At 35.5% G+C, this 22,262-nt stretch carries 19 protein-coding genes; 10 read left to right on the forward strand and 9 right to left on the reverse strand.

What is annotated here, in order from left to right; genetic code table 11:
• Positions 1–224: 224 nt before the first annotated feature.
• From ABEG63_RS06315 to ABEG63_RS06335, 5 genes are all read left to right on the forward strand, one after another.
• A complete protein-coding gene (locus ABEG63_RS06315) occupies positions 225–1,859 on the forward strand; it encodes a tetratricopeptide repeat protein (protein WP_346583813.1) in 1,635 nt (544 codons plus the stop codon).
• Between the two features lie 107 nt (positions 1,860–1,966).
• The gene (locus ABEG63_RS06320) at positions 1,967–4,297 is read left to right on the forward strand and encodes a T9SS type A sorting domain-containing protein (protein WP_346583814.1); all 2,331 of its coding nucleotides are present in this window, start codon (positions 1,967–1,969) and stop codon (positions 4,295–4,297) included.
• Between the two features lie 317 nt (positions 4,298–4,614).
• Positions 4,615–5,790, forward strand: a complete 1,176-nt coding sequence (locus ABEG63_RS06325; RefSeq protein ID WP_312398593.1) for a thioredoxin fold domain-containing protein — start codon at positions 4,615–4,617, stop codon at positions 5,788–5,790.
• Positions 5,791–5,810: 20 nt separating this feature from the next.
• Positions 5,811–6,455: a DUF3575 domain-containing protein gene (locus tag ABEG63_RS06330; protein ID WP_346583815.1), complete on the forward strand. Its 645-nt coding sequence runs from the start codon at positions 5,811–5,813 to the stop codon at positions 6,453–6,455.
• A gap of 1 nt (position 6,456) precedes the next feature.
• Positions 6,457–6,663, forward strand: coding sequence for a hypothetical protein (locus ABEG63_RS06335; RefSeq protein WP_267405078.1), 207 nt, complete (start codon positions 6,457–6,459; stop codon positions 6,661–6,663).
• A gap of 100 nt (positions 6,664–6,763) precedes the next feature.
• Here the strand turns inward: ABEG63_RS06335 and ABEG63_RS06340 are convergent, their stop codons facing one another.
• Positions 6,764–7,960: a DUF1343 domain-containing protein gene (locus ABEG63_RS06340; RefSeq protein WP_346583816.1), complete on the reverse strand. Its 1,197-nt coding sequence runs from the start codon at positions 7,958–7,960 to the stop codon at positions 6,764–6,766.
• A 4-nt stretch (positions 7,961–7,964) separates the two neighbouring features.
• Here ABEG63_RS06340 and ABEG63_RS06345 point away from each other — a divergent pair, with 4 nt between their 5' ends.
• Positions 7,965–9,194, forward strand: a complete 1,230-nt coding sequence (locus tag ABEG63_RS06345; protein ID WP_346583817.1) for an FtsX-like permease family protein — start codon at positions 7,965–7,967, stop codon at positions 9,192–9,194.
• Positions 9,195–9,588: 394 nt separating this feature from the next.
• A complete protein-coding gene (locus ABEG63_RS06350; protein ID WP_267405075.1) occupies positions 9,589–10,572 on the forward strand; it encodes a pyridoxal-phosphate dependent enzyme in 984 nt (327 codons plus the stop codon).
• Between the two features lie 55 nt (positions 10,573–10,627).
• Here the strand turns inward: ABEG63_RS06350 and ABEG63_RS06355 are convergent, their stop codons facing one another.
• The 3 genes from ABEG63_RS06355 to ABEG63_RS06365 all read right to left on the reverse strand — a co-directional run bounded on the left by ABEG63_RS06355 (position 10,628) and on the right by ABEG63_RS06365 (position 12,579).
• Complete coding sequence (locus ABEG63_RS06355; protein WP_346583818.1) at positions 10,628–11,155, reverse strand: hypothetical protein; 528 nt, start codon at positions 11,153–11,155, stop codon at positions 10,628–10,630.
• A gap of 197 nt (positions 11,156–11,352) precedes the next feature.
• Positions 11,353–11,655: a chaperone modulator CbpM gene (locus tag ABEG63_RS06360; protein ID WP_346583819.1), complete on the reverse strand. Its 303-nt coding sequence runs from the start codon at positions 11,653–11,655 to the stop codon at positions 11,353–11,355.
• Between the two features lie 3 nt (positions 11,656–11,658).
• Positions 11,659–12,579, reverse strand: coding sequence for a J domain-containing protein (locus ABEG63_RS06365; protein WP_346583820.1), 921 nt, complete (start codon positions 12,577–12,579; stop codon positions 11,659–11,661).
• Between the two features lie 93 nt (positions 12,580–12,672).
• Between ABEG63_RS06365 and ABEG63_RS06370 the strand changes: the two genes are divergently transcribed.
• Positions 12,673–13,872 (forward strand): dicarboxylate/amino acid:cation symporter, encoded by a 1,200-nt coding sequence (locus ABEG63_RS06370; protein ID WP_346583821.1) that lies wholly within the window; start codon positions 12,673–12,675, stop codon positions 13,870–13,872.
• 164 nt (positions 13,873–14,036) lie between these two features.
• Here ABEG63_RS06370 and ABEG63_RS06375 read toward each other — a convergent pair whose 3' ends face one another.
• The 3 genes from ABEG63_RS06375 to ABEG63_RS06385 all read right to left on the reverse strand — a co-directional run bounded on the left by ABEG63_RS06375 (position 14,037) and on the right by ABEG63_RS06385 (position 17,667).
• A complete protein-coding gene (locus tag ABEG63_RS06375) occupies positions 14,037–14,420 on the reverse strand; it encodes a DUF779 domain-containing protein (RefSeq protein ID WP_076392244.1) in 384 nt (127 codons plus the stop codon).
• Between the two features lie 299 nt (positions 14,421–14,719).
• Positions 14,720–15,754, reverse strand: a complete 1,035-nt coding sequence (gene adhP / locus ABEG63_RS06380) for an alcohol dehydrogenase AdhP (RefSeq protein WP_267405070.1) — start codon at positions 15,752–15,754, stop codon at positions 14,720–14,722.
• 383 nt (positions 15,755–16,137) lie between these two features.
• On the reverse strand, positions 16,138–17,667 hold the full coding sequence (locus ABEG63_RS06385) for an aldehyde dehydrogenase family protein (protein ID WP_346583822.1): 1,530 nt from the start codon (positions 17,665–17,667) through the stop codon (positions 16,138–16,140).
• A gap of 181 nt (positions 17,668–17,848) precedes the next feature.
• On the opposite strand from ABEG63_RS06385, the gene ABEG63_RS06390 reads away from it, so the two are divergent.
• Both ABEG63_RS06390 and ABEG63_RS06395 read left to right on the forward strand, forming a co-directional pair.
• Positions 17,849–18,769 (forward strand): helix-turn-helix domain-containing protein, encoded by a 921-nt coding sequence (locus ABEG63_RS06390; RefSeq protein ID WP_346583823.1) that lies wholly within the window; start codon positions 17,849–17,851, stop codon positions 18,767–18,769.
• Positions 18,770–18,825: 56 nt separating this feature from the next.
• Positions 18,826–19,773, forward strand: coding sequence for an alpha/beta hydrolase (locus tag ABEG63_RS06395; protein ID WP_346583824.1), 948 nt, complete (start codon positions 18,826–18,828; stop codon positions 19,771–19,773).
• Positions 19,774–19,916: 143 nt separating this feature from the next.
• Here the strand turns inward: ABEG63_RS06395 and ABEG63_RS06400 are convergent, their stop codons facing one another.
• The gene (locus ABEG63_RS06400; RefSeq protein WP_346583825.1) at positions 19,917–21,245 is read right to left on the reverse strand and encodes a hydroxymethylglutaryl-CoA synthase; all 1,329 of its coding nucleotides are present in this window, start codon (positions 21,243–21,245) and stop codon (positions 19,917–19,919) included.
• 164 nt (positions 21,246–21,409) lie between these two features.
• Positions 21,410–22,243, reverse strand: a complete 834-nt coding sequence (locus tag ABEG63_RS06405; protein ID WP_346583826.1) for a T9SS type A sorting domain-containing protein — start codon at positions 22,241–22,243, stop codon at positions 21,410–21,412.
• Positions 22,244–22,262: the final 19 nt, after the last annotated feature.

Below are 22,262 nucleotides of genomic sequence, written 5' to 3' on the forward strand. Positions count from 1 at the left end.
CCCCCCCCCCCCCCCCCCCCCCCCCCCCCCAAACCCCTAATCAAAAATGAGCTCAAACAAATGCTGCAATCGAGGCTAGGAAGTCAGCCATGTATTAACATTTAGGAAATAATTTCAAAACCTGACAAAATCGATACAACATTCTTCTCCAAACTCCAAACTTTGATTATTCTCAAATTTGTGTAATTTTAATCATTACATTGAAATTTATACATATTGAGACGATGAAACATATTATTTTATTACTATTATTTATTTTATCGCCTATCAATATCATTGCCCAAAAAGATAATTCTATTGAGTATGCCGATTTATTGATCAAAAAAGGCGTCGATGCGTTATATAAAAAAGATCACAGTCATTCTTTGGAAATTTTTGCAGAACTTAAAACATTGGCAGAAAAAAACAATTGGTATAATCAACAATTTATTGCCACCAACTGCATCGGGCTTAATTATTACGGAATGTCAGATTATAGCGAAGCCCTCGACTATTATCTGGAAGCCTACACTATTGCAATGAAGCACCTCACGAAGGATAATGAAAAAACCGTTTTAAACAATATTGCACTCGTTTACTTTGAACAGGGAAAATATAAAGAATCTGAAAAGCATCAGAAAAGAGCCTACGAACTTGCTTTGGACAATAAAGACAGCGTAGGAATTGCAATCTATGCCGATAATTTGGCTAATTTATACAACAAAACCAATCAGTTAGATAAAGCGTTGGAATATATCAGAATTGCAAAACCGATAGCTTTAGCGACAAAAGAAAAACGAAGTGTGATAGATATTGCCATTAGCGAAGCACAAAATTATCTTCAGAGAAAAGATTTTGATAAAACATTAAGTATTCTACAACACATAATCAATCAACTTAATACAAAAGATCAAAACGATAATAAAATTGCATCATTGCTGATTCTTTCCAAGGTATTTCAAGGTAAAAATGATTATCAAAAGGCGCTTTCTTATGCCATTGAAGCCCAAAAGGCAAACGAAGATTATCCTAATAAGAAAAAAATTTACAATCAGTTTTCAGAATTATATTTTGGATCAAAAGATTATAAAAAGGCCTTTCTTTACAAAGATTCAATTATCATAGTTAAAGATTCTTTGAATGCCATTAAAAACAAGGCAATGTATCAAAACAGCGAAATGAAGCTGAAACTTCAGGATTCTCAAAAGGAACTGGAAAGTGAAAAAAGATTGAAATTCTATATCGGAGCTTTCTGCATTTTAATTTTAGCATTATTGAGCTGGTTATTTAGAATTTTATACGTTAAAAATCGTCAGAAACGAACACTTGCTGAAAAGAACGAACAAATCATTTCTTTAGATCTTAAAAATAAGGAAAACGATAATCTTCTGCTGGAGCAACAAATAAAGGAAAAAGAAACCGAAGCCCTTTTGGAAAAGGAAAAATTAAAAAATGAACTCGAAAGCCGCAACCGAAAATTGGCGGCCAACGCTATTCATATTGCTCAACGGAATGATAAAATTGAAGAATATATTTTAAAATTAAAAAGTGATCCTTTGGTTTTAAAGAATGATCAAATTTCCAAACAATTAGATCAGCTTAAAGAAATTTTAACCAAAGAAGACTCAACGGATGATTTTCTTACTCATTTTGAAAGAATCAACAGTAAATTCATCGAAAATCTGAAAGAAAAACATCCTGATCTTACCTTAAATGACATTCGTTTTATCTGTTACATTTATATGAATCTCTCCATAAAAGAAATTTCATCTATTTTTAACATCACTATTGAGGCTTGTAGAAAGAGAAAAGAACGAATTTCTAAACGAATGAACTTGTCGAACTCAAACGACCTATTCAACTACATATCAAATATTTAAATACAAATGTCACGTTTTTTCTGATTATAGTCCTACTATTTACCGTTTGATTTTCTTCAAAATTTTTCATCAAAAAATATATTTGCGATGAACAAAAAAATTTAGATATGAAGAAATCAATATTAACTTTATTATTTCTGCTGTGTTTGCAGTTCTCATTTGCTCAGGTGAGCTTTGTGGGTAATCCGCAGTATGGGCAGATAAGAAATTTTGTTTACGACAAAAATGTTCAAAACAAAGTATATGCTACCACCTATATAGACAAGCATATTTTGGTGTCTACAGACAATGGTACAAGCTGGAATATTTTATACACCCTTCCCTATCCTGAATATGGCCCGAATATTAAGGAAATGAGACTCACCAACAACGGAACAGCTTTAAGTTTCATCGTATATTTCGGTCTTGGAAGTTCGCTGAATCAGGTTGCTGTTTTAGATTTAGAATCATTAAGTATCATCAAACAATTTTTCATGCCGCCAAATGAAAATGTACAGACGATAAAAAATTACACTTTATTCGACAATGGAACAATGAATATTGCAGCAATGCTTACCGGTGGAAATTATGACAAATATTTCTACACTACCAACGGAGGTTCTGCATGGTCGAAAGTATATGACGGCAGCAATTTCGAAGATGTTCAATTGGCAGATGCAGCTATAGATCCTGTAAATCCTCAAACGCTCTATATCGCAAGAAATGGCGGTCCCGGAAATGTGGATGGCGGATTTTTAAAATCAACTGATGCAGGAGCCACTTGGACGGAATCTTTAAATGGTTTAATCCTCCAATCTTTAGCGGTTGATCCTGTAAATGAAGGAACTATTTATGCCGGTTCAGGAATTCTTTGGAGCTATCCGAATCAGCATCAGGCGGTTTATAAATCGATCGACGGCGGCGCAACTTGGGCAGAACAAACCGGAATTACCTGGACGACAACAGGAATGGGCATGAAAAACATTACGAAGATTAGTATAAATCCGTACAACCCGAATCATGTGATCGTAATGGCAGACCAGCGCGTGGCAGTTACAACCAATGGCGGAACAAGCTGGACAAGCACAGAATACAACGGGCTTGCAGATGGATCTTCTTATTTCTACGGAACGGATGCAGCTTTTAACCCAAACAATACCAATCAAATATTTTTAGGAGACAATCGCTACCCGAAACGTTCAAATGATGGAGGAAACACATTAACGATCCTTCAAACCCCTTTTTTTATAGGTATGGGAAGAATAAATGTGGTGAAAGAAAATAATGTTGATAAGCTTATTTATGGAGTTCAATACGGATATACCGTGAAAAACCTTGAAACCAACCAGGAAACACCGATAAACATAATGCCATTAAGTGAAAGCCCAATAAGCGGAAAAATACCTTTAATGCTTGTAGATCAAAAACTTCCGGGAAGATCTTACAATTTCGATGCTTCTTTCATGGGAAATAAGATTAAAGTTAGCAATGATTATGGGGGGACTTCAGAATCAATTTATTCTACTTTCGACAGCAATTTTACCACTGCGGAAACAGATCCTAATAATTCTAATATTGCTTGGTTGGCAACATTCGATGGGGTAAATGCTACTTTAATTAAATCAAACTTCACAAACATCAGCAGTCCTCAAAACGATATCATCACGCTACCTTATAATGAAGATTTTATTTACGGAATAAAAATTAATCAAAACAACTCCAACGAAATTTTGATTACTGTTGGAAATAAATTATTCAAAACCACCAATGGCGGAACTTCATGGACAGAAATTACAGCAGGATTACAAGATTTGACCCTACCGAATATTGCGTTAAACTTAGTTCAGAATCCATTAAATCTTAATCAATACACCATGGCCGCTTCCAACGGAATTTATACTTCAATGGATGCCGGAACAACCTGGACTAAAATTTACAGCGGAATGGTACATAAAGTAGAACATTCAGCCATAGAAAATGGGCAAATCATAGGAATAACCTCGTCTTATATGGATATTCTTCCAAAAGTAATTTACACCAACAACAGTGGCGCTACATGGCAGGAAAAAAATGCTTCCACGTATTTTAACACCACCGTTTTGGACGGTACGGCACGCTTCATAAATGCAAATACTGCGGAGGTTTATCTAACGACAAATTCATTAGGAATAATCAAAGATGTTATTAATTTTTCAACTTTAGGTACAGCAGAACCTATCATTACAAAAGATGACATTACCGTATATCCCAATCCGGCTACGGATGTGATTAACATTAAATCAGGGAAAAATAACTCTAAATTTAATGTAAGCATTTACAGCACAACGGGGCAATTGGTTGTAAGATCAGAAAATAATAAGGGAAGTATTAACATATCAGATCTTGCAAAGGGTGTTTATCTTGTGAAAATAGATCAGGAAAATGAACGTACCGTTGTTAAAAAAATTATTAAAAAGTAATTACTTTTCAGCATTTTTATTATCCTTTAAACTGCCTGTAATAGGGCAGTTTATTTAGACAAGCATTGGTGTCTTTATGTATCATTTTAAAACACAATTACCATAATATCTCTTTTAGAGAATATTTTTTTAATTCACAGTTTTCATCTTAAAACCGCCTGCCCAAGGCGGTTTTAGTTTTTTACTGAAGCAAATTTACATACACTAATCTGTATGTTTTAAACCTTCAAAGTTCCTATATTCTGTGACATTTAAGTTCTCTTTAACATCTATTTACATTGAAATTAAGTATATTCGCCTTTTAATTATTTGAAGGAATGAAGAAGATCATCTCTACTCTATTTTTGTTTACAGCAACGGCTGTTTTTGCTCAGGAAGCGATTCATTTTGAGGAATTACCTTTTAAAGAACTGATCGCGAAGGCAAAGAAAGAAAACAAAATCGTATTTATGGATGCTTACGCGTCTTGGTGCGGACCTTGTAAAATGATGGAGAGAAACGTTTTCACCCAAAAATCTGTCGGAGATTATTACAATGCCAATTTTGTAAATGCAAGATTCGATATGGAAAAAGGGGAAGGTAGAGAAATCGCAGCAAAATACGGAGTTCGTTCTTATCCCACCTACCTTTTCCTGAATGGTGATGGTGAATTGGTTTCGCAGAATTACGGCTATATGGAAGAAAGTCCGTTTTTGGCAATGGCTCAGGATGTAAATTCTCCAAATAACAAAAAAGGTTCTTTGAAAGAGCGCTTCGCAAAAGGTGAAAAAGATCCAGAATTCCTTATCAATATTATGAAACTGAATTCAACTTCGGATTATGATTTTGCTAAAAGTGCCTCCGAAAGATATTTTGAAAACAAAAAGAAAACAGAAGAATTATCAAAAGACGACATCGGATTTTTATTGTTTTTCTTAAAATCTGCTGAAGATAAAAATTATAAAACTTTTGTTGAAAAAAAGGCAGATATTATTAAACATCTTCCTGAAGAAACATACAATCAGTTTGATGCTCAGATTAAATTATCAAAAATTGTTGAGCAGTCGATCGATAATAAAACCAAAAGAGTAAACGAAGAGTTTTTCATGAAAAATGCTGAACCTTTGGTCGGGAAACATGATGCTGAGGTAAGACTTAATCAAACCAAATTAAGTTATTACGAGCAAAATGCCAATTATCCTGAATATGAAAAAGCAGCATTGGATTATTATAAAAACTCCGATTCTTTTGATACAAACGAATTATTAAAAACCGCATGGGTATTTTCTGACAATGTAAAAAATGTAGCTTCCTTAAAAAAAGCTGCAGAATGGGCAGAAAAATCCGTCATGAGAGGTGAAACATCTGAAAATACATATATACTGGCAAAACTCTATTTTTTAACAGGTAATAAAGACATGGCAAAAACATACGCCGAAATGTCTAAAACTCTTGCAGTACAAGCCAATAAAGATTCGCATTTGGCTGAAGAGTTATTGAAACAAATAAAATAATCTATTAAAAAACACAGGGTTTGAGGTACAAATTTTTAGCAGCTTTCTTAACGGTATCTGCGTTAGGAACCATCAATGCTCAGGAAGCTGAGCAGTCGGAAACGGGTGTCTATGTAAAAGGAAACGCTTTACTGGCTCCCATCGGAATTGTAAACGTTGGTGTAGAACATCAGGTAAGTAAAAACATCACCGTGCAAGGTGATATTTTCATTTCTCCGTGGAAATCTTTTGCAGGAAAACATGCTCAGGCTTATTTATTAGGCTTCGACGGAAGATATTATTTCAGCAAAGCATTTGATAAATTTTATGTTGGAGCTAATATCACCGGTGGAGCTTTCAATATCCAAAAATGGAGCTACTGGAATGATAGTTATTTTGTTCATAAAAATGGCGAGGTAACTCCATATATACAATCAGACCTTTACCAAAGAGGTTATACTTTTATTCTTGGTGTTGTAGGTGGTTATCAGTTTAAATGGAAAGAGAGATGGAATATCGACATCTATGCCGGTATTGGATCTATGCAAAGTTTTTACAAAGGATATGATAAAGTAAGTGGAGATCGTTACGACAATCTGGAAGACAGAATGGGACGTGAATGGGATCGTAGTGGCGAATTTTTGCCTTATCGCGGAGGCATTATGATCTCTTATAAATTAAGATAGAATGAAATTATTCGGAAGAAACCATATCATCATAAGCCTGATTACATTCGGGATTTTATTTTTAATGAATTATCTCGGAAATGATCAGCCTGATAAATTAGAAAGAGCCTTAATGACAGCTGGAGCAGGTGTGATTGGACTATCAATCGGACTTTTTATTTTGAATAAAGGAAAGAATGATAAAAATCCGCCTCAGAATTTTGATTGATATTTATATAAGTGAATAGTCAATTGTGAATTAGCTTACGCTCGTGAATTTTAAAAATTGACTTGCAAAGCAAAATTGACAATTGACCATTCACTTTTCTCTATTTTTCGTACACAATGTATTTACTTCTGATTTTTTCAAATTTGTCTAAATCAGATTTCCAGGAAGATTTAATTTCCTGAAAAGATTTTCCAGCAACGATTTGTTTTCTCAACTCATCACTTCCCGCCAAGGTATCAAAAAATAAATTTTTTAAGAAAAAATCCTGCTGCGGATTTTTATAGTTTTCATAGGCTTTAATTACCCACTCCAGATTCAATTCTCTCAAATCTTTTTTATAATCAGAAAGATTTTCACCATAACATAATTTACCATTTAAAAATGGATCTTTGGCTCCAAAATTAGGCTTCGGAGTAAATTGATAAGGTAAATTTGCCGTCCAAGGCGAACCGTAAATCTGGAAAGGCAAATCCGTTCCTCTTCCAACAGAAACCTGCGTTCCTTCAAAAAAACATAAACTTGGATATAGATTGATCGATTTATCATTCGGTAAATTCGGCGAAGGTTTATCTAAAATAGCATAACGCTGATTTTTGTGATAATTTTTCATCGGAATTAAAGTGTATTTTGTCTGAACTTTATTTTTCAGCCACTTTTCTCCGTTCACCATTTTTCCATACTCACCGATTGTCAATCCGTACACAACAGGAACTTCGTGCATTCCGACAAAGCTTGTCCATTTTTTCTTTAAAACAGGTCCGTCAATATAGCCGTCATGCGGGTTTGGCCTGTCTAAAACCATTACCTCAACATTATTTTCAGCTCCGGCTTCCATCAAATACGTTAATGTCGAAATATAAGTATAAAAGCGAACTCCAACATCCTGAATATCAAAAACTACAATATCAATTCCTTTCAACTGTTCAGGTTTTGGCTTTTTATTATTTCCATACAAGGAAACAATAGGAATTCCCGTTTTCACATCTACTCCATTCTTCACTTTTTCACCAGCATCGGCATCACCACGGAAACCATGTTCAGGCGCAAAGATAGATTTGATTTTAATCCCGTTTTTCACCAGAAAATCCACCACGTGGGTTCTGTCGCTCATTAATCCAGTTTGATTGGTGACAACACCGATTGTTTTACCTTTAAGCAAAGGCAAATACATCTCAGGTTGATCGGCTCCCGTTTTAAATCCGGCTTTATCTTGAGTCTGAGAATAATATTGATTGAATACTCCTAAAAAAATTAGGCAAATAAGAAGTAAATTTTTAATTTTGAAATCTAAATTCATAAGTTTGAAATTTCCTTTATATTTCTCTAGAAAAATAGCGTTTTCCAAAGATAACAAAAATAACCTTTCGAGGGTGATCATCTTCATTGGCCGACTTTCAGTGGCTTTGGGAATCATTGTTTCTCTAATTACGGTGGCCACAGGTTTCGGTTCCAAAAAGGCCATTAAAGAGAGACTGGCAGATTTCAGCGGGCATGTTACAGTACGCTCTACCCGATCAAATTCGTCTTACAATACCTCGGTTCTTGATAATCAGGGATTGAATATTCCTAAAATTAAAGAGCTTTCTGATGTTGAAAGCGTTCAGAAATATGCGACCGTTACAGGAATTATGCGTAATGAACACAATTTTTCGGGAATTATTTTTAAAGGAATAGGAAAAGATTTCGACAGCTTACGATTTAAAAAATTTCTAGTTTCAGGAAATACGCCTGTTGTTTCGGAAAAAGGATATAACAACGGCGTTACGATTTCTCAAAAAATAGCGAATGATCTACATTTGAAAGTAAAAGACAGCATTGTCACAGTTTTTTCAAAAGCTGATCAGAAGCCTATTTACAGAAAATTTGAAGTGTTGGGAATTTATAAAACCGACATTAAAATGATTGATGAGCAATTCGTGATTGGCGATATTAATCATGTAAGAAAAATTCAGGATATGAAGCCTGATGAGGTGGGTGGAATTGATATTTTTCTTAAAAATGTAAATGATATCGATAAAGATTTTCCTGATATCGAAAAACTGATCGGTTATAAGAATTATGCTGAAAAGGCAACTGAAAAGTTTCCTCAAATCACCGACTGGATCAGTATTTTTGATACGAATATCGCGTTGATTATCATCATTATGCTGATTGTTGTGGTCATCAACATTATCATGGTACTTTTGATTCTGATTATTGAAAGAACGAATTCTATTGGTTTATTAAAAACATTGGGCGCCAGCAATTCTCAGATTAGAGCGACTTTTATCAATTATACGCTTATCATTATGGTTCCCGGACTTTTATACGGAAATGCGATTGGTCTTGGTTTAATCCTAATTCAGAAGTTTTTTGGTGTTATTAAATTAAACCCAGAAAACTATTACGTAAGCACGGTTCCTGTAGATTTAAATCCTGTTGCGATTATTTCGATCTCTGCTGGAATTTTGATTATTTCCGGACTGGCTTTGATTATTCCGAGCTATCTGATCAGTAAAATTTCTCCGGTGAAAGCGATTAAATATAATTAAAAGTCAATGGTGAGTGGTGAATTTGCTGCGCTTGTGAATTTTTTAGTGTCATTGCGAACCGAAGGTGAAGCAATCTCATGAAAATTTGGTAATAAAACAGATTGCTTCGTCGTTCCTTCTCGCAAAGACAATTTTCAATTAACAACCCAAATTCCTAGCCCCGATTGCAGTGAAAATCCCGCAATGGAACGGCGGAGCGAAGCGGAGCCGCGCAATGAGGAATTGCAACGGAAAGCGGGAAATTGCTTCTAAAAAAGTAATTCTCAATTATGAATTTGTTAATTATTTCGTCTTTTTTTCGATACAGCCTTAACAAATCTTAACCGAATTTATCAGAACTCAATTGAGCTAACTCATTTGAAAACTGTATCTTTGTGAGGCTTATAAAACATTTATGAAATACGCAAAAAATATTCTTGAAACGATAGGAAATACACCATTGGTACAACTTAATAAAGTGTTGGGAGAGGATTTCCCGGCATTGGTTTTAGCAAAAGTGGAGACTTTCAATCCCGGAAATTCTGTGAAAGACAGAATGGCTCTGAAAATGATTGAAGATGCCGAAAAAGACGGAAGATTGAAGCCCGGTGGAACGATCATCGAGGGAACTTCCGGAAATACGGGAATGGGATTGGCGCTTGCTGCCATCATTAAAGGTTACAAATGTATTTTCGTAACCAATTCTAAACAATCAAAAGAAAAATGTGATATTCTTCGTGCCGTTGGAGCTGAGGTAATCGTTTGTCCGACAGACGTTAAACCTACAGATCCGCGTTCTTATTATTCTGTATCCAAAAGATTAGCGAGAGAAACGGAAAACGGATGGTACGTCAATCAATACGATAATTTGTCGAACAGAGCGGCTCATTATGAATCTACCGCTCCTGAAATCTGGGAACAAACGGAAGGAAAGCTTACGCATTTCGTTGTTGGAGCCGGAACGGGAGGTACTATTACAGGTTGCGGAACATTCTTCAAAGAGAAAAATGCTGATATTAAAGTAATCGGTGTTGATACATATGGTTCTATTTTAAAGGAAATTCACGAAACCGGCGAAATTAATTTAGGAAATGCTTACACCTACATTACAGAAGGTATTGGTGAAGATATTCTTCCTGAAAACTACGATATGTCTGTAATCGATCATTTCGAAAAAGTGACGGATAAAGACGGTGCTGTTTACGCAAGAAAACTGGCGAAAGAAGAAGGAATTTTCTGCGGATATTCTGCGGGAAGTGCGATGGCTGCTTTAGTTCAGATGAAAGATCAGTTCACGAAAGATGATGTGATTGTGGTTTTACTACACGACCACGGTTCAAGATACGTTGGGAAAATCTACAACGATGAATGGATGAAGGAAATGGGTTGGCTAGACTAATCAGCTGTTTCTATAAAAATAAAACTCAGAGTGTTTTGCTCTGAGTTTTTTTATGCTATTCTGTAATATTTTTCTTCAAAACCTGCTTCAATAAGCTGTAATCTTTCTCACTCATCGATTTTCTCGGAAACATATAACTGTATTTTCCTTCAACGGTAATAAATTCGTTATTGCTGTCGAAATAATTAAAATCTTTCCATTCACTGGTTTCTTTTTCGGTATCGATATTTACGGTGAAAAAATTATCATCGAATCTGAGTTCGTAGACTTTGCAGTTTTCTAGTTTATTTAAATAATTCGTAACCTGTTTTTTCCATCTCGAAACTTTATTAATGCTTACCGAAAGGAAAACCGCACAAAGCAGAAACAGAAAACTTACAAAATATAAAATTCCGAATTTCTCCTTCGAAAAATCATCTTTGAAGAAAAACATAATCAGCAAAATCAGTCCGACAACAATTGTTGTAATCATTTTTCCTCTCGTCGTTGATGAAAAAAATAAACTTCCCTGATTTCCACTAAAATAAATGTCTTCGAAATCTTTTCTTTTAGGTTTTAGAACAATCACCTTTTCTTCACTCATAATTATTAATTTCTGTCTGCAAAGCTAAATTAAAAATTTAGAATTTACATTTATATTGGGGAGAATTACGTACTACTTGAATCTCAATTTTTCCTTTGGGAATTTAAAAACTATATCATATATCGGATTAGCATCCGATTCTGATATAAGTCGTCCTTTCAGGACTCCTCCGCCAATTAACTCCAAACCATCAACCATCAACCATCAACAAAATTATCCCCAATCGCCGAAATCTTATTCATCAGTTCACGGTTTCTTTGTCGAAGATCATCCATTTTTTTCAGCATTTCATGAATAACTTCAAGGCCTGGAAGATTGATTTCCAGATCGTAATGCCAATTCGCAAACCGTTCAAAATTCGGCAGATCTTCATACATCAGATAGCGGATTTCATTTTCCGTCTGAATGGTAATTAACCCGGAATTCACCAATTCATCAAAAAAAGTGATTTCAATATTGTATATTTTTACGAGTTCTTCTCGCGATATTCTTTCACTCATGGCTTAGGAATTTTTAAGTTGTTCGAAAAGTTCTTTCTGATTTTCGGTAAGATTCGTTGGTAATTTCACTTCATACGTCACAAACAAATCACCAAATTCACCCTCTTTTTTATACACCGGAAAACCTTTTCCTTTCAGTCGTACCGTATTTCCGTTCTGGGTTTCGGGTTTTACTTTCAGATTTACACTACCATCCAAGGTATTTATTTTTACATCTCCTCCTAAAACCGCAGTGTATAAATCAATGGAAACTTTTGTTTTCAAATCATTTCCCACTCTTTCAAAATTCGGATCAACTGCAATATTAAAAGTAATGTATAAATCACCGTTCGGACCTCCATTCACACCAGGATTTCCGTGACCTTTCAGCTTAATTTGCTGTCCGTCATACACTCCTCCGGGAATCGTAATTCTAACCTTTTTACCATTGATTTCAAAAGTCTGGGGATGCGTTGTTGCGGCATCCTTTAAACTTAAATTTAATTCTGCATTGACATCCTGACCTTTAAATTTTCCCGAAGCACTTCCTCGCGAACTTCTTCCGAAGCCACTCCCTGCTCCACCGAACATACTTTGGAAAAAATCTGAAAAATCTTCTCCTTCCCCAAAATCAGCGCCAGAAAATCCGCCTCCGTAATTTCCACCCTGACTTTGTTGATATTGTCTTTGCTGCTGCTGAGCTTTTTCGTATTCTTCACCACGCTTCCAGTTTTCGCCATATTTATCGTATTTTGAACGATTTTCTGCGTTACTGAGTACTTCATTGGCTTCATTAAGCTCTTTGAATTTCCTTTCCGCTTCCTTATCGTCGGGATTAAGGTCGGGATGCAGTTTTCTTGCTAATTTTCGATATGCTTTTTTGATATCTTCCTGTGTTGCGCTTTTGTCTACGCCTAAAATTTTATAGTAATCTATATAAGCCATAGAGACGATGTTTACTCAAATTTAAGGATTTTATGAATAAAATTAATGTAACGTAATGTTAAAAATAAAGCTATCTTTGATTAAAAAGCACGCATGAAAGAAGTCTTAAAAAACTACTCAGGAATATTACTTTTATTATTAGGAATCACTGTTGGAAGCATCATTGGAATTGTTGCACCAAATCTTGTAGATTTCTTAAAACCTTTAGGAGATATTTTCCTGAATTTACTTTTCGTAAGCGTTGTTCCGTTGGTATTTTTCGCGGTTTCCAACTCTATTGCTTCACTGGAGCAACAATCGAAGTTTGGAAAAATCATGCTCACCATGGCTTTTACCTTTCTGTTTTTTATTGTCACCGCTGCAGTTTTTACCATTTTTGCAGTGTATTTATTTCCTGTTTCAGGTATTTCTGGGAGTAAGGAAATCGTTGATGCAACTACTGATAATGACAGTTGGGGCAACAGAATCGTAGGATTTTTTACCGTTGGAGAATTTACTCAGCTTTTCTCAAGACAAAATATGCTTGCTCTGTTAATTTTTTCTTTTATGACAGGATTTTCAGCCAGAAAAGCAGGAGAAAACGGACAGGCTTTCAGATCGTTTATAGCTTCCGGATATGAAGTGATGAAAGAGTTGCTTTTATTAATCATGAAAGTAGCGCCTATTGGTTTAGGTGCTTATTTTGCGTATCAGGTAGCTACTTTGGGACCTCAGCTTTTTGGATTTTATGCCAAACCGTTGGGACTTTATTATATTGCGGGAATTATCTATTTCTTAGTATTTTTTTCATTGTACGCTTTTATGGCAAAAGGCTCACACGGAGTTAAAAGCTTTTGGAAAAATGCGATCTTTCCTACGCTGACGGCATTGAGTACCTGCAGCAGTTTTGCGACCATGCCCGCTAATTTACAGGCTGCTTCAAAAATTGGGATTCCCAGTCAGATCTCGAATATTGTGATTCCGATTGGAACGACTTTGCATAAAAATGGTTCGTCGATGTCTTCTATTATTAAAATTTATGTGGCTTTTCTAATTATCGGAAGAGATTTTTTTGATCCTATGAATTTACTATTGGCACTAGGAATTACCGTTTTCGTCAGCATCGTTGCAGGTGGAATTCCAAATGGCGGATATATTGGGGAAATGTTGATGATTTCGGTTTACAAATTGCCACAGGAAGCCATTCCTGCCGTGATGATTATAGGAACCTTAGTAGATCCTCTGGCAACGGTTTTAAATGCTGTTGGGCAATTGGTAGCTTCGATGTTTGTGAGTCGGTTTGTGAAGGTTTAATTTGCTTAAACACAAATTGTACAAATATTTTTCACTAATGATTTTTATAACGCAAACATCTGCGTCATCTGCTAAATCTGCGTAAGATTTTCGCCGTCGATTTTCCGAATTAATATTTTTATCTCGCAGATTTTGCTGATTGAGCAGATTTCTTTTACTATCAATTATTCACTTCGTTTTACAGGTTCTAAATTTTCAAGCTCTTCGGGCGTAAAAAGTCTGTAAATGACTTTAAAGGTTTTTCCTAATGGTGTTTCCAAAGAAAATCCGCCAGGTCCAAAACCGTCTACAACATCCAATGTAAAGTGTGAATATTTCCAGTATTCGAATAAATCTCGGTCTATCCAAAATTCGTGATTGTTGATAGTACCGATCATTGCATCATTCATTCTTGGGTAAAATCCACCTTTTTCGAAACATTGAGGCTGCGTTCCTTCACAGCAACCTCCCGCTTGATAGAACATGAGATCTCCATATTTTTTTTCTAACTCCCAAATAACTTCTAAGGCTTTTTCGGTAGCTGAGAGTCTTGCTATTTTGGTTTGCATAATTACTTCTTTTTTTTTATTAGTGTTCTTTTGTCTTGAAACAAAAGAACCAAAAATTCAAGACTTGGAAACTCCGGCTAAAAATTTAAATTTAATCCTAAAATTTCCAAAACTTGCGCGAATTGAATATTTGTTCTTTGATTCAATATTTCTGTCGCGCTTCTAACAGTGGAAATTTTTTAACGGATTAAGTTTAAATTTTCTTAACGCCTTCATTTTCCTAGGTCGTTTTTCCTTTTATAAAGTTAAAAAAGTTCGGCGAAATAAATTTCACCGAACCTCATAACATTCAATATAATTTAATTTGATCCGGCAATATCCAGAACAATTCTACCATCAATCTGTCCTGCTTTCATTTTATCGAAAACATCGTTAATATCTTCTAATTTAGCTGAGGTTACTGTTGCTTTCACCAAACCTTCATTCGCAAAATCCAATGCTTCCTGAAGATCTTTTCGGGTTCCAACAATAGAACCTCTTACCGTAATTCTTTTCAGGACTGTTTCAAAAATCGGAAGTTCGAATGATCCCGGCGGAAGTCCGTTTAAAGCAATGGTTCCTTTTCTCCTTAACACATCAATTCCCTGTTTGAAGGCAATTGGAGAGACTGCTGTGATTAGGGCGCCGTGCATTCCGCCAACTTCTTTATGCAGATACTCTCCAGGGTCTGTGTTTTTTGCATTGACTACCAAATCTGCTCCTAATTTTTTTGCTAAATCTAACTTATCATCTGCTACATCAATTGCAGCAACATGCATTCCCATTGCTTTTGCATATTGTACGGCAACGTGTCCCAATCCACCGATTCCTGAAATGGCTACCCACTCTCCAGGTTTTGTTTCAGTTTCTTTCAAGCCTTTATAAACAGTAACTCCGGCACAAAGAATTGGGGCAATTTCTAAAAAGTTGACATCCGACTTTAAATGTCCCACATATCTTGAATCTGCGATCACATATTCTGCGAAACCTCCATCTACACTGTATCCACCATTCTTTTGAGCTTCACAAAGGGTTTCCCAACCTGTGATACAGTAATCACAGCATCCGCAAGCAGAATATAACCACGGAACGCCCACCGCGTCTCCTTCTTTTACCTGAGCTTCAGGACCGCAGGCTACTACAATTCCTACCCCTTCATGTCCGGGAATTAAAGGCATTTTGGGTTTTGCAGGCCAGTCGCCGTCAACAGCATGTAAATCTGTGTGACAAACTCCACAGGCGATTACTTTTACCAATACTTCATATCTTCCCGGTACTTTTACAGGAACTTCTTCTATTTTTAAAGGTTGTCCGTAGCCTTGAACGACTGCGGCTTTCATTGTTTTTGGAATCATATTTTGATTTTTTTGAGTTAGTTTTTAGTTTTGGTTTTATATCTTTTGAATAGTTTTTTAACGCAAAGGACACAAAGACTTTTTTTTGCCTGTTAGACTCCACATTTTTAAGTTCGCAAAGGCATTTCACTTAGCTAAGGCCACAAAGATTTTTCCTACATTTTTTAGCCTTGTCAAGGCTTATAAAGGCGTATCATTCCCTACTTACCCGAAAAATTCCGGATAAGGACAACTTTTATTTGCGTGAGGGATAGGAAGGGTCTCGTTTGAAAAACGAGAGTGTGGAGCGAAGCGGAGCACCGAAACGAAGTGGAGCCCTGGATAGCCCGACCGTTTTTCCCCGTTGCCGAGACGGGGAAAACGGGCACGCCCTAATATTTAAATTAAAAGAAACCTAGTTTGTTTTTGTTGTATGAAATCAACATGTTTTTAGTCTGACGGTAGTGATCCAGCATCATCTTGTGGTTTTCACGTCCGATTCCCGACTGTTTGTACCCTCCGAAAGGTGCTCCTGCAGGATAAGAGTGATATTGGTTAACCCAAACTCTTCCTGCCTGAATGTGACGCGGAATATTGTAAAGCTGATGTGCATCTCTCGTCCAAACACCTGCTCCCAAACCGTAAATTGTATCGTTTGCGATTTTCAACGCTTCTTCTTCATCTTTAAATGTGGTAAATGCTAACACAGGTCCGAAAATCTCTTCCTGGAAAATTCTCATTCGGTTGTTTCCTTTGAAAATGGTTGGCTGGATGTAATATCCGTTCTCCAGACCTTCACCAACATTGTTCACATCTCCTCCTACAAGAACTTCTGCACCTTCTTCTTTACCTAATTTGATGTAAGAAAGTATTTTATCTTTTTGAATCTTAGAAGCCTGGGCACCCATCATTACTGTTTTATCCAACGGATTTCCGACTTTAATCGCTTTTACTCTTTCAATAACTTTTGCGATGAAAGCATCTGCTATATCTTCCTGAACCAATAGTCTGGACGGACAAGTACAAATTTCACCCTGATTTAAAGCGAAAAGAACTGCGCCTTCAATTGCTTTATCTAAAAATTCGTCATCTGCATCCATCACCGAACTGAAGAAAACGTTAGGTGATTTTCCTCCTAATTCCAATGTTACCGGAATAATATTTTCTGTCGCGTACTGCATTACCAAACGACCTGTTGCCGTAGAACCGGTGAATGCCGCCTTATTAACTTTCGGATTGGTAACCAACGCTCTTCCTAATTCTGCCCCGAAACCGTTTACAATGTTTACAACTCCTGCAGGAAGTAAATCACCAATTAATTCCATTAAAACCATGATTGAAATCGGAGTGCTTTCTGCCGGCTTTAAAACGACGCAATTTCCTGCAGCCAAAGCCGGAGCCAGCTTCCAAACTGCCATTAGAATTGGGAAATTCCAAGGAATGATTTGAGCGATAACGCCTAGTGGTTCGTGAACAATCAATGAAACGGTATCTTTATCCAGTTCATTGTGCGAACCTTCTTCAGACCTGATGACCGAAGCAAAATATCTGAAATGATCTACTGCCAATGGAATATCCGCAGCTAACGTTTCTCTTACCGCTTTTCCGTTATCAATAGTTTCCACGGTTGCGATGTATTCTAAATTCTGCTCAATTCTGTCGGCAATTTTATTTAAAATAATACTTCTTTCCGTTGCTGAAGTATCTTTCCAGGTTTGGAATGCTTTTTCAGCTGCATTTACTGCCAATTCCAAATCTTCTTTTGATGAGTGAGCTGCCTGCGTAAAGTTTTTTCCGTCTACAGGCGAAACCACATCAAAATACTGTCCGTTTACCGGGGCTGTAAATTGTCCGTTAATATAATTATCATATCTGTTTTTGAATGCAGGCCACTTTAAAGTAGTCGCTGATTCTTGTTCTGTAAGTGTGCTCATATACGTATGTTTTAATTTTTTATCTGTTACCAAATTACACTTACCTGTTATATTAGAATAGCAAAATCGTACAAAAAAATATCAAAATAGTACATATCCGGAATTTTATAATTTCATTAACAAAATACTAAGCGCAGAAATTTCTATATTTGAGTACAGACGCAATCATAAATGTTTAGAAATGAATGATAACAAGATTTTATTGAATACTCCTGAATTAAAACAGGAAAACCAGCTCATTCATTTGGTTGAAAATCAAACGAAATTCAATCTGAACAATTGTGAATTCAGTATTTATGAGACGCACAAGGCTGCTTTCAACGTAAAACTGCATTTTGAAACGATTGCATTTACCGCAATGCTTCGTGGTAAAAAATACATGAAACTAGATAAAACCAACTATTTCGACTATTTTCCGGGAGAAAGCGTACTGGTTTCGCCTGGAGAAACCATGATGATTGATTTTCCTGAAGCAGATGAAACCCCGTCTCAATGTATTTCTTTAAGTCTAAATCCTGAATTTATTGAAGATTCTTTAAATCATTTAAATTACAATCTTCCAAAAATTGACGAAACTTCACATTGGAATATCGATCTTGATGAATATTTTCTATTTAACAATCAATCGTTAGCCTCTGCTACCAATAATATTATGCGCATTGCGATGGATGATAATTCTCAAAAAGATATTATGGCAGATTTTGCATTGAAGGAACTTTTAATTCGATTGATGCAAACTCAAGCACGAAGTATGGTAGAGAAAAATATTGTAAAAAATAAATCAAGAATTGGATTTGTAGTGGATTATATCAAGAAAAATCTTCACCAGAAATTATCAATCGAAAGTATTGCTAAGTTGGCATATGTAAGCAAGTCGAACTTCTTTAAAATGTTTAAAGATGAGTTGGGAACATCTCCGAATGAATTTATTTTACAGGAAAGAATCAGTCGTGCAAAAGAATTACTGGCAAGCCAAAATAGCATTAAGGAAACTGCTTATCAGACAGGGTTTTCTGATGTTAATTATTTTACAAGAGTGTTTAAACAATTTGCAGGTGTAACTCCGAAAAGTTATCAGAATAAAGCGATTTCTATTAAATAAAAACGCTCAAAATTCCAGCATTGTTTTTGCAGAATAATAAATCATTAAAAAACAATATGATGAAACCATTTATTATTCTTGTGTTTTCGTTTTTCTTTGCATCAAATTTTGTGGATGCACAAACTACCAATAAGAATTTCATTTTATCAAAAGATGCAGAACAAATTGATCTTTGGCGAGGAAATATGCCTGATAAAGGCGGCTCAAAAAATGGAGAAATTATTAATGATAAAGGTTCCGTAACGAATGTTTCAACACCAAGATTGATTGTTCACCAACCTAAAAATCCTAACGGAACCGCTATTTTAGTCATTAGTGGTGGTGGATATGCTCATATTGAACTCGGTAAAGAAAGTAACCCTACCGCAAATTGGCTGCAATCGGAAGGTATTACCGCATTTGAACTGATTTACCGTTTACCACAAGAAGGCTGGAAAACCAACAATGTTCCTTTTGAAGACGCACAGCGAGCCATGAGATTGATTCGAAGTATGGCCAATAAATATGGATTTGATCAAAATAAAGTTGGCATTCTAGGATTTTCTGCAGGAGGGCATTTAGCCGGAATCACCTCTACTTTATTCGATAAAAAATTCTACAAACCTGTGGATGCTGTTGATTCATTATCATCAAAACCGAATTTTGTTGGGCTGATTTATCCCGTTATTTCAATGCTTCCGCCAAATAATAAAACGCATTCTTACAAATGTATTTTAGGAAACAATCCAACAACGGCGCAACAAACAAATTTTTCTGTGGAAAAACAGGTTACTACAGATACACCTCCAACTTTTCTAGCTCAAGCTTTTGATGATCCTATTTCGCCCGTGGACAATAGTTTTTTGATGGAAGATGCTTTAAGAAAAGCTAAAGTTCCTGTTGAAATGCATATTTTTCAAGACGGAGGCCATGGCTGGGGGTTAGGAAAACAAGGAACTACTGTTTCTTCTTGGCCGAATTTATTTAAAAACTGGGCTCAAAGTAATGGATTCTGGAAAAAATAAAACAAAAAACCGAAACTATATTTAGCTTCGGTTTATATTTTAGAGATTACTTACATTTTATTTGAAATTGAAATATTTGAGATTTTTCGACTTCACTTCGTTTCGCTCAAAATGACAACTTCGTAAATTTTAAGTAGTAAATCTTAACCTTTAAAATCATAATATCTCGCTCCTTTCAAAACAGGATTTTCTAATTCTACAGATGCCAATCCAAAACCTTTATAATTTTCATTAACGGAAGTTTCCAGTTGTTTTCTGTGCAGTTTTTCATAGGTTTCAAAATCGATTGCTGTTCTATTTTTTAAGCCTTCAAAAAGATTCCATTTTGCCACCACATTTTTCCAGTTATCTGAAACTTTTCCCGCAAAAACTTTAGACTTAGAACCACTTCCATAACCCAAGAATCCAATTTCCTGACCTGCTAATTCTTCGTTGTCATTAAAAGAAGTCTGCAATGCAGAAAGCAAAGCCATAAAAATAGAAGCCGTGTACATATTTCCGATTTCTGAAGAAGCTCGTTGAGATTTTTCAATTTTATCATTAATAAACTGAATATAATCCTCTGATTTTGCCACTGCTTTTTGCTCTTCAGGAGTTTCGTAAGACAAACCGTTTTCTAAACTGTAAATTTCTGTGAAAACTCTTTTTCCGTGGAAAGCATAAGGAAGATGGAAAATAAGATACTTCCAAGCTTCGTAAGGTTTATTTTTTCCAGTAATTTCTTTGTAATGAGTATAAGCTTCGCGAATTCTATCCTGATAACATTGATTAGAATATTGTCCGTCAAAAACAGGTTCGTCTGTAAAAACTTCAATTTTTTCAGGGAAGTTTTCAGGAGCGTTCGTTAAATCTTCTTTTTTGAAATGACGTCTTGGCTTGAAAAAATCAAAAACGCTTTCTGTAGCGACACCCCAATTGTTATCAATCTCAATAAGATCTGGTTTTGAAGACACCAAAACTGCCACTGCACCACCACCTTGAGTATATTCTCCTGAAGACGCCAGCTCATATTTAGCATAATCACTCGCAATGACGATCGCCTTTTTATCAGGATTTACCCTTACAAAATCCAAAGAATTGTGAAGCGCATCTACCGCGCCAATACAAGCGAACGTAAGATCTACCACATCACAATTTTTAAAAGCTCTTTCTCCGAACTCACTTTCCAACACTTTTTCAACCATTTGCATCGCGTAAGAAGCAGTTGGTTTTGCAGCGTCCAAAGCACTTTCCGTTCCCAGATAAATTCTTGATATTTCTTTCGGATTGATATTATAATCTCTGATTAGCTTCAATAAAGCTTCCGCTGCAAATGTAGCCGCATCTTCATGCATATCGGGAAATCCCATTTTATGTAATCCTAATCCTTTTTCCAGTTTTGCAGGTTGTATTCCTCTTTTTTCTGCTAAATCTTTTATTTCCAAATATAAAGTAGGCACAAAGTAGCTTGCTGCCTCTATTCCGAACGCCATATAGTTAATTTTTATACGAATTTAAAAAATGTAAACGTTTAATCATGTATGTTTATTACCAAATTTTTAGAAATTTAGTCTTAATTCTATTTAATCAAAAAAATTTCATTCTTAAAACCTTTTTATTTAAATTATTAACAATCTAAGGGACAAAGATGTATTTTTTAATTTTTAATGATTTTAAAATTTTCCGTTCCTTCTCCTTTTTTTGCAGAGATTATATACACTCCGTTTTTCAAAGCTGAAACATCAATACTTCCACTGAGAGAATTAATCTTTTGCTCTTTCACTTTTATTCCATTCAAATCATAAATAAAAATTTCATCAATCTTTTCCCTACCTGTATAATTTAGTTCATTTTTAACCGGATTTGGATAGAAATTAATCTTTGATTTTGAATGATTTGTAATTTCGCTTGTACTTAAAACATCGTTGCTAATCGTAACTTGATCAACCAATGTAGAATATCCCTGGCTATTTTCACATTCAATGGCAACCTGATAAATATTAGGCGGCATTCCGATATTGGCGAAAAAATACCAAGAACTGAACGGTGGTTGGAACCCCATCAACAAAGTCCAAGAATCTGTAGCAGACATTCTGTAGTAAATCCTTACCCAATTGGCATTTCCATTCAATTGTGGATTAACGAGATAAAAACTAAGCTTTGGAGAAGTGAGTGAGGCGGTGTTAAAAGGTGGACTTACCAATTTAGTTTTGTCAGGAAAAGAAGAATTTGTAGGAAAGTTTGCAAACTTTGATCCGGAAAAAGCGGTAATTCCTGTGCTTCCCGTTGTGGCAGAGGATGCGAAAGTCCAATCTACTGAGTTGGCTTCATGAATTTGTGTCCAGCTGGATCTTGTGGGAGAATCGTCTTCAAAAGTTTCCGTCCAAGGAAAATTGAAAATCTGAGCTTTTAAAACGAAAGGTGAAAAAGCTAATACTGCAGGTAAAAAAAGCCGTTTACCCAAATTCATCGCAAATAAATTTGTTTTCATAGTTATTAAATAATATTAA

The sequence above is a fragment of the Chryseobacterium sp. C39-AII1 genome (genome assembly GCF_039672645.1).
Classification (GTDB): domain Bacteria; phylum Bacteroidota; class Bacteroidia; order Flavobacteriales; family Weeksellaceae; genus Chryseobacterium.